Genomic DNA, 12066 nt, shown 5'->3' with positions numbered 1-12066 from the left:
TCGCGGCGCGTTCTCTGCGGTTCAAATTCCCTTCTCCGCGTTCTCTCACTTCACCCTGACACCACGCCGATCTATAGGGCCGGCTTCGAGGGACATCCTCTGATCATGCGCCTCGATCGGAATCGAAAACTCTGTCTGACGATTCCATCCCAGTGAGTACGCCCGCACGCGAATCATCGCCGAGCGCGCTTCTGCAGGATCGCCGAATGGACTTCTTCGCCAACGGTAGCTCTCTGGAAGTATCCGAGACGTCAGACGAAGACTCGCCATCGAAGTGTGCGACGTGAGCGCGACGAACGCACTCCCACCTTCACGGGCCGAGCGCGACAGGCGCACCATCTCCGTCCCCACCGGCTCAGCGCCAGCCAGCACCAATAGCGAGAACCCCCCGCAGCGCAGCAATTCCTCCGCACATCGAAGTGAATTGATGCGACTCGAGGGACGAACGAGCACTGGCCCTTCCTCCCAGAATTCACCGGCAATAGTGCCGAGCGCGTCGATCCAGGCCGCTCGCTCACCGTTGGCGACGGTAGTGTGACACGCCGCGCGCAAAACCGCCGTCGCTCCTCCTCTCGGAAGCCACACCGAGAGACGACCTCGCGGCAGTCCGCCTCCTGGAAGAATTGCATCGAGTGGCTGGACCCCTGTCGTGACCGGCTCCGCCGTCCGATGAGTGACCGGAGTCGCATCGGGAAAACGCTGCTCGAGCAGCGACCGGAGAAGAGGGAGGGCAGACATATAGCCTTACCCTGATTTTAACCCGAACAAAACCCGAAAGCAAGAAGCCTCGCTGTCGCTCTCGAGGACTAGTATTTTCCCAGAAAAAAGGGGAGTGAGCAGTGAAAACTCTTTGGGATTCCAACGCGCGTGCCGAGCTGGCGCAGCGACTCGACCGCCTCAAACCCGACGCACCCCGACGGTGGGGAAAGATGAGCGCGAGCCAGATGATCGCTCACCTCGTCGACGCGATGAAGATGGCCACCGGAAAGCTCAAGGCCGAAGACAAGAAGCTCCCGCTGCGGTTCACTCCCCTCAAGCAGCTGATCATCTACGGTCCGCCATTCCCGAAGGGTGCGCCCACCGCACCCGAGATTCTCGGCAGGGAATGCGAAGACTGGGACGCCGAGTGCAAGAGCTTGAAGGAGATGATGGATGCGTTCGCGAGCCTTCCGCCCGGCGCGGAGCTTCCGCGCCACCCCGCGTTCGGAACTCTATCGCGCCGCGCATGGGGAAGACTCGGCTACAAGCACATCGATCACCACCTGAAGCAGTTTGGCGCCTAGTTCTCGACGATTATGAGAACCACATCCTGCCGGCAACGACGACGAGGAACACGGCGAACGCGCGCTTGAGCTGAAGGGGACTCATCTGGTGCGCCAGCTTGGCGCCGAGGAATGCGCCGAAGAGGATTCCAACCGCGATAAAGAGAGCCGCCGGAATGTTGAGGTGTCCCCTCCTGTAGTATTCCCATACTCCCAGCGCTCCGACGGGCAGGAGCAGCGCGGCGAGCGAAGTTCCGATCGCGGTAATCGGAGTAAAATGAGCCAGCAGCACCAGCGCGGGGACGATGATCAGGCCCCCGCCCACCCCGAACAAACCGGCGAGAATTCCGGCGGCGAACCCGATGGCTATGAAGACGAAGATCACGACCTTATGCTCCGGTGGAATTGACCAATCTTCGGTCCAATCCGCGTTGAATACCAGAGCGCGCGGCTGCCGGCGCGACCGCGATAACGGATGATCCACCGATTCGTCGCAAGGGTCATCCTCACGGCACACGTCGCGTACGTGGCCTTCGTGCTGTTTGGGAGCCTCCTCGTCCTGCGTTGGCCGGGAATGATCTATCTCCACCTCGCGGCCGTCGCCTGGGCGTTCGCGACCCTCGCGTTCGACCTGGGGTGTCCTCTCACTCCGTGGGAGAAGGCTTCATGGCGAAAAGCCGGGGTCGAGCCGTATCCGGAGGGTTTTCTCCAGCACCATATCCTTCGAACCCGTTTTGCCCCCGAAGTTTCGCGGAGAAATCACGCAATTGCAGCCTTCGTGGTCGTCGCACTCAACGCCGCGGTGTACTCGGCAGCGTTTCTGGCGGACTGAGCCCTTGCCACCCTGCTGTCTCCTCGCTCACTTTTCAGAGGCGACCCCGCCGCGATCTCCACATTGGCAAGAAGCGGCGTGGCTCAGCACAAAATCCCCACCCCACCCCACCCCACCCCACCCCCCTCGCCGAGCAGAGCCCTGAATGATGCACGAGTATAAAAGCGAAGACATTCGCAACATTGCCGTCGTCGGACACGGCGCGTGCGGCAAGACCACTCTGGTAGACGCCCTCGCATTCGTGTCCGGAACCTCAAAGCGTCACGGGTCTGTTCGTGACGGAACCGCGCTGACCGACTTCACTAAAGAAGAAACGGAGCGCGGTTTTTCAATCAGTCTGGCGTGCGCCCACGCCGAATGGATGGACTCGAAGATCAATTTCCTCGACACGCCGGGCTACTCCGATTTTCAGGGTGACGCGATTGCGGGCCTGACCGCTGCCGACGGCGCGCTCGTCGTCATCAGCGCCACAGCGGGCGTCGAAGTCGGCACCACCCGCATGTTCAACGAAGCCCTGGCGAGGCGCGACCCGATTCTCTTCGTCGCATCGATGATCGACAAGGAGCACGCCTCGTTCGATTCCGTCTACGAGGGGATCAAGTCGACACTCACGACTCGTGTCATTCCAGTCGAGGTGCCGATCGGCGAAGGCCCGGAATTCCACGGCATTCTGAATCTCTTCGACAAAAAGGCCCATCTCTTCAGGAAAGGAACGAAGGTCGGCGAGTACGACGAGGTCGACGTTCCAGACGAGAACAAAGCACAGTTCGACAAGTACTATGAGCAGCTAATCGAGACCATCGCCGCGACCGATGACGTTCTGCTCGAGCGCTACCTGGGCGGTGAGGAGATCGAGCGCGCTGACGCGCTGACGGCGATGAAGGAAGCGATGAAGCGACAGGAGGTGTTCCCGCTCTTCTGCTGCTCATCCGAGCTCACCTACGGAACGCAGGCACTGCTCACGAAGATCGTCGAGCTCATGCCGACCGCGTACGAAATGGAAGAGCTGCACGCCTTCGTCGGGTCCGAAGGCGATCACACAGTCGAGATCCACGCGGTCGACAATGCCCCATTCAGTGCGCTCGTTTTCAAGACGCACGCCGAGCCGCACGTTGGGGACGTTTCGTATTTCCGCACGTTCTCCGGGACGCTGCACAACGGCCAGGAGGTCTACAACGCGACGCGAGGCGTGGGCGAGAAGATGGCTCACATCGCCATCCCGCAGGGAAAGGAGCGCGTCGATGTGCCGTTCCTTCATCCGGGCGACATCGGCTGCGTCGCCAAGCTCAAGAACACGCATACCAACGACACCCTGTCCACGCGCGAGCATCCGGTGCGCCTCCCGGCAATCGAGTTCCCCGAGCCGAGGGTGGTTTACGCCGTCCACGCGACGGCGCGGGGTGACGAGGAGAAGCTTCAGCAGGGATTGCATCGCCTGCACGACGAGGACGTGAGCTTCCAGACGCACTACAATCCCGAGACGCACGAGACGATCGTCTCCGGACTCGGCGAGCGACACCTCGATGTCGTCATGGCTCGGCTCAAGCGCCAGTACGGCGTTCAGTCGGAGCTCAAGAAGCCCGAGATCGCTTACCGGGAGACAATCGTCGGCAAGGGTCAGGGCCAGGGACGCCACAGGAAACAGAGCGGCGGACGCGGCCAGTTCGGAGATTGCTGGGTGCGAATGGCTCCGACGCGGCGTGGCGCGGGGTACCAGTTCGTGAACGCGATCGTCGGCGGATCGATTCCCTCCAAATTCATCCCCGCGGTGGACAAGGGAATTCAGGAGGCCTCGGCCCACGGCATTCTCGCCGGTTATCCGATGGTGGATTTCCAGGTGGAGGTGTATGACGGATCGTACCACTCCGTGGATTCATCCGAGCAGGCTTTCAAGATGGCGGGCATTCAGGCGTTCAACGCCGTCGCGGCGAAATGCAAGCCGGTGCTTCTCGAGCCGCTCGATGAGCTCGAGGTCACGACACCCGATCTGTATCTCGGCGATGTCCTTGGCGATCTTTCGTCGCGGCGCGGACACATACTCGGCACAGATTCGCTTCCAGGAGGCCTCTCGCGTGTGAAAGCGGTAGTACCTCAGGCCGAGCTCCATCTTTACGCCACCGATCTATATTCGAAGACCCACGGACACGGATCGTTCGTCCAGAGATTCAAGGGTTACGAGCAGATGCCGGGCGAAGCTGCGCAACGAGTGATCAACGAGAGCAAGGGCTCCACGCAAGCAGCTGGGTGAGCGACATTTCTCCGGCGTAATCGCCACATACCGTGTCTGCTCAGCTCGCGAGTGGCCGACACCAACCCGTATTCAACCTTCATGACATCGACAAAAAAGATGCACGTAAAGCTGTTGTTCGCCGCATTCTCACTCATCACCGGCTGCGCTCCTGCTCCAGTGGTACCAGAGCCGACTCCCGAACCAGGCTCGACGACGGTGTATCTGGTGCGGCACGCGGAGAAGGCGAACCTCAGAGAGGTAGACCCGTCGATTTCGGAGGAGGGGCAGGCGCGGGCGAAGGCGCTGGCGAGCAGGCTTGGCGCCGCGGGCGTGGCGGCAATATTGACGACGCAGTTCAGGCGCACTCAGGAAACTGCGGAGCCGCTCGCAACAACACTCGGCGTGACCCCGGAAATCGTGCACGCTGGAAGGGTGGGCGATACGGACAGCACGTTGGCGGCCGTTCTTCGACATCGCGGAAAGAAGGTGCTCGTCGTGGGGCACAGCAAAACCATCCCACCCCTCATCCAGGCACTGGGCGGTCCGAAGCTGCCAGACATCTGTGAAAGCCAGTACTCGAATTTATTCATCGTGTATTTGCCGCCCTCCGGATCGTCGCAGATGGTCAGGCAGACCTACGGCAAGGCAGACCCGCCTCTGGGAGCCGGGTGCAGCTCGCTGTAGATCGCAGGGAAGCCATCTTCACTTTCATCTGGAGCACCATTTGATCAGGCAGAGCGCGACATTCATCGCAATTCTCGGAACGGCTTTTGTGTCGATGCAGGCTGATGGTCAGTCGGTGAATTATGCTCCGGTCGACCGGCAGCTTGCGGCCGCAGTGAGTCCGCTGCCAGCGCCGCTGCGCGCCAATGCCACAGTGCTCGGATACCGTGCGGACGGGAAGCTGGTAACGCTGCGGAGAGGACCGAACGACATGATCTGCCTCGCCGACGATCCGAGGCAGGAGCGGTTCCATGTTTCGTGCTACCACAAATCGCTCGACCCGTTCATGGCGCGTGGTCGCGAGCTGACGGCGCGCAAGCTTTCGCGTGAAGCGATAGACAGCGTCCGTCTCGCCGACGTGAAGCGGGGCCGCTACAGGATGCCGACGCGGCCCGCGGCTCTGTACCAGTACTTCGCGCCGCGTGACAGCGTTGACGCAGCGACTGGCGTGGTGAACGGCGCCTCGTATCTCTACGTTGTCTACACACCCTATGCGACACCGGAGTCGACGGGCCTCACAGCGAACCCGCTCGCGGGCGGCCCGTGGATCATGTATCCGGGGAAGCCCTGGGCGCACATCATGATCGCGCCGCAGAACACGGCGCGTGTGACACCGTAGAAGCGACAGGAAGGCCCGATGGCAGACGAGGACGACGACGACGGCCTGTACGTTATTCGTAGCTTCTCCAACGACGTGGACGCCAGCCTCGCCGAAGCGGTGCTCGAGGCGAACGGCATTCCCTCCACGCGCATCTCCGACGATGCCGGCGGGATGATGCCGTGGCTTCATTCGCTTCACCCCATTAGGCTGATGGTGAGACGCGCCGACGTGGAGATTGCCGTCTCGCTCCTCGATGGAAAGACTCCTGATGAGACTTCGCAGGATTGAGGAGTGTCCAACGGCTACGCTGACAATCCGGGAGTAGTCGCCCCGCCGCCGTTGATCTATGGGTTGCCGCTGGCGGCTGGATTGTACATGGACAGAAGGGATCCATTTCCAGTCATGCCGCCGGAATACGCGTGGTGGATCGGTGTTGCGCTCATTGCCGTTGGAGTTGTGCTGGGCGTTTCCGCATTCGTTCAGTTTCTGCGAAAGCACACGGCTGTGATGCCGTACAGGCCGACGACGGCAATCATCCGGAGCGGACCCTTTCGGATCACTCGGAATCCTGTGTACCTCGCGCTGACTCTCGGCTACATCGGAGTCGCGCTCATGATGAACTCCGCGTGGCCTCTGCTGCTGTTACCGCTCGTGCTGCTGGTTATGCACCGCGGTGTTGTTCTGCGCGAGGAGCGTTATCTCGAGCAGAAGTTCGGCGACGAATACAACAGTTACAAAGTGAGCGTGCGTCGCTGGATCTAGCGGATCTGACAACCGCCTTTCTTGGCCGCTCTCGTTCCTCTGCTCACCGCGCGGTGAGACGGCTGAAATTGTCGGCGAGCTCGTTCGCGCGGCGCACGGAGAATTCTCCGAGACACGCCACACGCGGTCGCGCCCACAGCTCACCTTCGCTCCCGCGACCGCGACGTCTGCATTCCGTGTCGCGATAGACGAGCCAGCTCCTTTGCGCTGCGCGCAGCCGCTCCACCGACGGCGGATCCTTCTGGCCGGGCCGCACGCCTTCCTGACGTCGCATCTCGGTAATCAGTGCGCGGTAAACACCATTCAATCGCCTGTCGGTCTCGGCCAGCCTCGAGTGCACGCACCGGGTTTGATTGGCTAATCCCGGAGAGCTGCAGGGATCGCCTGTTGTCCGTCGGGCCGGCGATGATTTCGCGACTGCTCTCGGAGGCGATGGCCGCGCCGTCGGGGCTGCAGGAGGCGCGGCCGGAGGTGCAGCGGGTCGCGATCTCGCTGGTGCAGGCACTGGTGCAGGCACCGGTGCAGGCCGCACAGCTGTCGGCCGGGCTGCAATTTCCGGGGGCCGTGCGCCCGGCGCGACAACGGTATCGATGGCTGCCAGGGATGTGTCCGACCCCAGGCCACCGGGCGGCTCGAATCGCCCGATCGAGTCGATCAGCAATGTGTCGCGATTTGCCAGCGCGAGGTCTGCAGCCAGAGCAGAGTCGGCCGCGATATCGTCTCGCGTTCTCACCGGCTCTTCCCTCTCGCATGCTGCGGAGAGAAGTGACGCGGCGGCGAGCCAGATAATTCGGTAAGCAGAAGAATTTTTCATGACCGTCGTTCGAGGCAGGGGGATGCAGTATTCAGTGGCGCGTGGGTTGCCAAAGTGCGCGCGTCCATATTCAATCGCCATGCTACGCGCTATTACCCCCGAATTCTATCGGAAGCTGTGCGATCGTGCGCGAGCGCTCCGGCCCGGTCCTGATCCGGCGCCAGATTCCCCCTGCAATTCAACGCGTTGAAACGGATGCGACGGATTGGAACTGATCAGAGACATTCAGGAAGAGGAACTCCAGACCACGAAGTATCCGTCTCTGATCCGATCCAATCCGTCACATTAGTTCTCAGAAGCCGAGCTTGAGTCCTGCGCTGAGCGCGACGTTGTGCGAGGTCTTCGCGTCGACGATATCGACCTGCGTCGCCTCCTGGAAGTCGAACTTGCCGATGTAGTCCTTGGCGACGAAGCGCAAGCCAATGTTCTGCGCGAGCGGGATATCAACGCCGAGCCCCGCGTTGAACGCGGTGTTCGTTGCGCTCCGCCCGAATCCCGAGACGTCGACGTCGTACTTCATCGCACCGGCGCCGACCTGGATGAATGGGAAGATTCCGCGATCGCCCGTACCGTAACCCGGCGCGCTGAGCTGAAGCCCCGCGTCGTACAGCCACACGGCGCTCTTCCCGAACGTGATGCTGCCGAGTAGCGGCAAGCCTACGCTCAAGTCGGGCTCGGTATAGCCGACGTTGCCGAACACTGAAATCGTGTTGCCAAGCGGCAGGTTGAGCTGCACGCCGTAGATCGGCGCGGCTTTGCTCTTGAGAGTGGTATTTAGCGGACCATCGATCAGCTCGCCGAATGTCATGTAGCCGGCGTACGGCGAGATGGCGAGTGATGCGCCACTCTGCTGCGGCCGCTTCGTTCGGCTGCGCTGCGCGGACGCGGACGGTGCGACGATGGAAAACGCTACCGCGAGTGCCACGGCGGAAATGACGATTTTTTTGAACACAAGACCTCCCGGTCACCGAAAGTTGATGCTATCCGGGGGCCAGGAGGGCAGTTACGGTGCCGAACGGTTTTTGATTTGTGCGAAAGACTCTAAGCGATTGCAGCGTGGACGGTTGAGACGATTGAGTCCAGACGTCCGCTGACGCGTGTTGTCACGGGAATTGGACACTAGAGTGTCCAGTCTGTCATTGTCGTGGGACGCTAGACGCGCGGGAGTGACGTGTAGTTGCCGCTCTTGATGTCTCGCGCGCCCACCGCGACTCCTGTGGCAACGCTCAACGCAAATGCTATCGCAGTGCCTATCCCCACGAGCGGGAGCAGCCAGACAACAGGGAGAGCGATGAGAAACGTGACGATCCCGGCGACAATCGGCGCTGTGCCTTTCTGCGCACCATCGACGTAACGCAGGCGATCGCGGACGAACTTCCGCGCGCCACTGTAACCAAGCACCACCGCTACGAGCGCGATGAGAAGCGAAATCATACCGAACATGGACCCCTCCTTTGAGAATCCCTACTGGCTTCGGCGGCTGGAAGTTTCGCGGAAACTTCGTAATCTCATTCATGGCCGGCAAGCATACAGAGACCGAACAGGCAACCGCTCGTACCGAAGCGCGCCGCAGCGAAACCCCGCAAGTAGAGATCGACGCGAACATTGCCCGCGCTTCGACGTTGCCCGCGGCAGTGTATTCCCAGCCGGCCTACTACGAGCTTCAGAAGGAGTCAGTGTTTGCGCGAAGCTGGCAGTGGGCCGGCGACGCCGCGCGCGTCAAAGCTCCGGGCCACGTGCTTCCGTTCACGCTCCTCGCGGGATGCCTGGACGAGCCGCTCGTTCTCGTCTCGGACGAAGCAGCCGAGCTTCGTTGTCTCTCGAATGTGTGCACCCATCGTGGCGCGCTGGTCATCGAAGGCGAGGGCCACCTAAAGACCATCCGCTGCCGCTATCACGGGCGGCGCTTCGCAATGGACGGCTCGTTCGTGTCGATGCCGGAGTTCGATGGTGCCGAGGGCTTTCCAAGCGCGACGGACGACCTGCCACGACTGCCGCTCCGCAAATGGGGACCTTTGTTGTTCACGGGTCTCGATCCGGCAATTTCATTCGACGAATGGATCGCACCGGTCGAAGCAAGAGTCGGCTGGATGCCGCTGGATCAGTTCCGCCGGGACCCAAACGGATCCCGCGAGTATCTGATCAACGCCAACTGGGCGCTCTACTGCGACAACTATCTCGAGGAATTCCACATCCCGTATGTGCATCAGGGACTGTCGGAGCAGCTCGATTACAGCTCGTACTACACGGAGGTTTTTCCAGCCGGCAGTCTCCAGATGGGAATCGCCAAGCAGGGTGAAGTGGTATTCGATCTGCCCGCCGGTCACCCCGACCACGGAAAACGTGTCGCAGCGTTCTATTTCTGGCTGTTCCCGAACGTGATGCTGAATTTCTATCCGTGGGGCCTCTCACTGAACGTCGTGAATCCGCTCGGCGCCGGCAGATCCCGTGTGTCGTTCATACCGTATATATGGAAGGAATCGCTCAGGGAAAAAGGCGTGGGCGGCGACTTGCACAAAGTCGAGATGGAAGACGAAGAAGTGGTCGAGTCCGTGCAGCGTGGAGTGAGCTCGCGGCTTTACAATCGTGGGCGATTTTCTCCGCGGCGCGAAGTCGGAACCCACCACTTTCACCATCTGCTCGCGCACTACATGAATCAAGGGAGAAAGAATGGAGAAGAATGAGACGCTGGAGACCGAGAAGCTTGCGACGTTCGGTGCCGGCTGCTTCTGGGGAGTGGAAGCCGCGTACAGACAGATCCCCGGTGTGCTCTCGACGAGAGTCGGGTACCTCGGCGGAACGTTGGAGAATCCCACTTATCGCGACGTCTGCAGCGGCCGCACGGGCCACGCCGAGGTTGTCGAGGTCAAGTATGATCCGTCGCGACTGACCTACGACGATCTGCTGACGGTTTTCTGGGAGAATCACGACCCTACGACACTCAATCGGCAGGGCCCCGACGTCGGAGAGCAGTACAGATCGGCAATCTTCTATCACGACGAGGAGCAGAGAGCCGCGGCCGAAGCGTCGAAGAACGAGCGTGACCGAAGCGGCACGCACCGGCGGCCAATTGTCAGCGAGATCACGCCGGCTTCGACCTTTTACGAAGCGGAGGACTACCACCAGCAGTATCTCGAGAAGCGCGGGCTCGCCAGCTGTCACATCGGCTGATGCGCAGGCGGGATTTCGTCCGGCACAGCGCCCTCGGCGGCGCCGCACTCCTCGGCGGCGGCTTGCCGGCGCTCGGTTTCAATGGTCTCCACGCGCTGCCGAGCGAATCAGAATTGGGAAGTCTCAAAGGCGGCCTGGAGAACGCCGTCTTCGACCTCGAGGAAGCGACGATCCTCGGTCTACAGCGCGACATGGTGACGGGCAAGCGAACGGCGCGCTCCATCACGCAACAATACCTGGAGCGCATAGAATCGCTCGATCACCGCGGGCCGGCGCTGCACCACATGCTCGACATCAATCCCGACGCGCTCTCGATCGCCGCGTCGCTCGACCGGGAGCGTGCTGAACGAAGGGTTCGAGGACCGCTGCACGGCATCCCAATCCTTCTGAAGGACAACATCGACACCGGCGACCGCATGACTACGACGGCGGGCTCGCTGGCACTCGAAGGGTCGATTGCTCCAGGCGACGCTTTCATCGCCCGGAAGCTCCGCGACGCTGGCGCCATTCTGCTCGGCAAGACCAATCTCAGCGAATGGGCGAACTTCCGGTCGACGCATTCCTCCAGCGGCTGGAGCGGACGCGGAGGCCAGGGGAAAAATCCCTACGTGCTCGACCGGAATCCGTGCGGCTCCTCGTCCGGCTCCGGCGGTGCAATCTCCGCGAACTACGCGGCGGCCGCGGTCGGAAGCGAGACCGACGGCTCCATCGTCTGCCCGGCGTCAATCAACGGAATCGTAGGTATCAAGCCGACGCTCGGATTGTTGAGCAGATCGGGAATCATACCGATTGCGCACAGCCAGGACACGGCGGGGCCGATGACTCGCACCGTCGCCGATGCTGCACTTCTCCTCACGGTGATGGCGGGCGTCGATCCCACGGATTCCGCGACGCTCGCCAGTCGCGGGCGCACGAGGATCGACTACACGCGCTCACTCGACGCAAATGGATTGCGTGGAGCACGAATTGGTGTCGCCCGAAAGAGGTTCTTCGGGTACAGCGAGTCGGCGGATCGACTCGTGAACGAGGCAATCGCCGTGATGAAAAGCCGCGGCGCGGTGATCATCGACCCTGCGGACATTCCGAATGCCGGCACCTACGACGACACCGAGTTCGAAGTGCTGCTCTATGAGTTCAAGGCAGATCTCAACAAGTATCTCGCCGGTCTCAGGCCGAACATTCGCGCGCGCACGCTGAAGGACCTGATCGACTTCAACGAGCGCAACCGCGACCGTGAGATGCCGTATTTCGGCCAGGAAATCTTTCTGATGGCGGAGAAGAAAGGTCCGTTGACCGAGAAGAAGTACCGCGATGCGCTGGCGAAGAATCACCGCAACTCGCGCAGCCAGGGAATCGATGCGGTGATGAAGAAGCACCGTCTCGATGCGATTGTCGCACCCACCGGTACTCCGGCGTGGCCCACCGATCTGATAAACGGTGATCATTTCAGTGGAGCGAGCTCGACACCCGCGGCCGTTGCCGGCTATCCGAACATCAATGTTCCGGTGGGTTTTGCGCATGGGCTACCGGTTGGAATGTCCATAATGGGACGAGCGTGGAGCGAGCCGACGCTGATTCGGATCGCCTACTCCTTCGAGCAGGCGACACACCATCGCAGGCCCCCGAGATTCCTTCCGACGCTCGGCGTAACCTGAGCGCGCACAGGGCTGA

At 61.5% G+C, this 12066-nt stretch carries 15 protein-coding genes; 10 read left to right on the top strand and 5 right to left on the bottom strand.

Features of this window, described 5'->3' with window-relative positions:
* Nucleotides 1-45 precede the first annotated feature (45 nt).
* Nucleotides 46-738 (bottom strand): hypothetical protein, encoded by a 693-nt coding sequence (locus tag VES88_13075; protein ID HYN82430.1) that lies wholly within the window; start codon nt 736-738, stop codon nt 46-48.
* A 101-nt stretch (nt 739-839) separates the two neighbouring features.
* Between VES88_13075 and VES88_13070 the strand changes: the two genes are divergently transcribed.
* On the top strand, nt 840-1283 hold the full coding sequence (locus VES88_13070) for a DUF1569 domain-containing protein (protein HYN82429.1): 444 nt from the start codon (nt 840-842) through the stop codon (nt 1281-1283).
* A 10-nt stretch (nt 1284-1293) separates the two neighbouring features.
* Here VES88_13070 and VES88_13065 read toward each other — a convergent pair whose 3' ends face one another.
* Nucleotides 1294-1647: a sulfite exporter TauE/SafE family protein gene (locus VES88_13065; protein HYN82428.1), complete on the bottom strand. Its 354-nt coding sequence runs from the start codon at nt 1645-1647 to the stop codon at nt 1294-1296.
* A 90-nt stretch (nt 1648-1737) separates the two neighbouring features.
* Here VES88_13065 and VES88_13060 point away from each other — a divergent pair, with 90 nt between their 5' ends.
* The 6 genes from VES88_13060 to VES88_13035 all read left to right on the top strand — a co-directional run bounded on the left by VES88_13060 (nt 1738) and on the right by VES88_13035 (nt 6410).
* On the top strand, nt 1738-2094 hold the full coding sequence (locus tag VES88_13060; protein HYN82427.1) for a DUF2784 domain-containing protein: 357 nt from the start codon (nt 1738-1740) through the stop codon (nt 2092-2094).
* A 145-nt stretch (nt 2095-2239) separates the two neighbouring features.
* Nucleotides 2240-4342: an elongation factor G gene (gene fusA, locus VES88_13055; GenBank protein HYN82426.1), complete on the top strand. Its 2103-nt coding sequence runs from the start codon at nt 2240-2242 to the stop codon at nt 4340-4342.
* An 81-nt stretch (nt 4343-4423) separates the two neighbouring features.
* Nucleotides 4424-5008, top strand: coding sequence for a phosphoglycerate mutase family protein (locus tag VES88_13050; GenBank protein ID HYN82425.1), 585 nt, complete (start codon nt 4424-4426; stop codon nt 5006-5008).
* 40 nt (nt 5009-5048) lie between these two features.
* Nucleotides 5049-5666, top strand: a complete 618-nt coding sequence (locus VES88_13045) for a hypothetical protein (protein ID HYN82424.1) — start codon at nt 5049-5051, stop codon at nt 5664-5666.
* A gap of 18 nt (nt 5667-5684) precedes the next feature.
* Nucleotides 5685-5936, top strand: a complete 252-nt coding sequence (locus VES88_13040) for a DUF2007 domain-containing protein (GenBank protein HYN82423.1) — start codon at nt 5685-5687, stop codon at nt 5934-5936.
* A 3-nt stretch (nt 5937-5939) separates the two neighbouring features.
* Nucleotides 5940-6410 carry an isoprenylcysteine carboxylmethyltransferase family protein gene (locus tag VES88_13035; GenBank protein HYN82422.1) on the top strand — a complete coding sequence of 157 codons (471 nt, stop codon included), beginning with the start codon at nt 5940-5942 and terminating at the stop codon, nt 6408-6410.
* A 43-nt stretch (nt 6411-6453) separates the two neighbouring features.
* Here VES88_13035 and VES88_13030 read toward each other — a convergent pair whose 3' ends face one another.
* The 3 genes from VES88_13030 to VES88_13020 form a co-directional block, all read right to left on the bottom strand.
* The gene (locus tag VES88_13030; protein ID HYN82421.1) at nt 6454-7143 is read right to left on the bottom strand and encodes a lysozyme inhibitor LprI family protein; all 690 of its coding nucleotides are present in this window, start codon (nt 7141-7143) and stop codon (nt 6454-6456) included.
* Between the two features lie 373 nt (nt 7144-7516).
* Entirely contained in the window at nt 7517-8176 is a 660-nt protein-coding gene (locus VES88_13025; protein ID HYN82420.1) for an outer membrane beta-barrel protein, read from the bottom strand.
* A gap of 200 nt (nt 8177-8376) precedes the next feature.
* Nucleotides 8377-8667, bottom strand: a complete 291-nt coding sequence (locus VES88_13020; protein ID HYN82419.1) for a hypothetical protein — start codon at nt 8665-8667, stop codon at nt 8377-8379.
* A gap of 11 nt (nt 8668-8678) precedes the next feature.
* Here VES88_13020 and VES88_13015 point away from each other — a divergent pair, with 11 nt between their 5' ends.
* From VES88_13015 to VES88_13005, 3 genes are read left to right on the top strand one after another with little or no spacing between them, the layout of a single operon-like run.
* A complete protein-coding gene (locus VES88_13015) occupies nt 8679-9908 on the top strand; it encodes an aromatic ring-hydroxylating dioxygenase subunit alpha (GenBank protein HYN82418.1) in 1230 nt (409 codons plus the stop codon).
* Nucleotides 9895-10395, top strand: a complete 501-nt coding sequence (gene msrA, locus VES88_13010; protein HYN82417.1) for a peptide-methionine (S)-S-oxide reductase MsrA — start codon at nt 9895-9897, stop codon at nt 10393-10395. The genes VES88_13015 and msrA overlap by 14 nt, the downstream gene beginning before the upstream one ends.
* Nucleotides 10395-12050 carry an amidase gene (locus VES88_13005; protein HYN82416.1) on the top strand — a complete coding sequence of 552 codons (1656 nt, stop codon included), beginning with the start codon at nt 10395-10397 and terminating at the stop codon, nt 12048-12050. The genes msrA and VES88_13005 overlap by 1 nt, the downstream gene beginning before the upstream one ends.
* Nucleotides 12051-12066: the final 16 nt, after the last annotated feature.

This window comes from Gemmatimonadaceae bacterium (genome assembly GCA_035633115.1).
Classification (GTDB): domain Bacteria; phylum Gemmatimonadota; class Gemmatimonadetes; order Gemmatimonadales; family Gemmatimonadaceae; genus UBA4720.
This window is presented reverse-complemented; position numbering and strand designations above follow the sequence as displayed.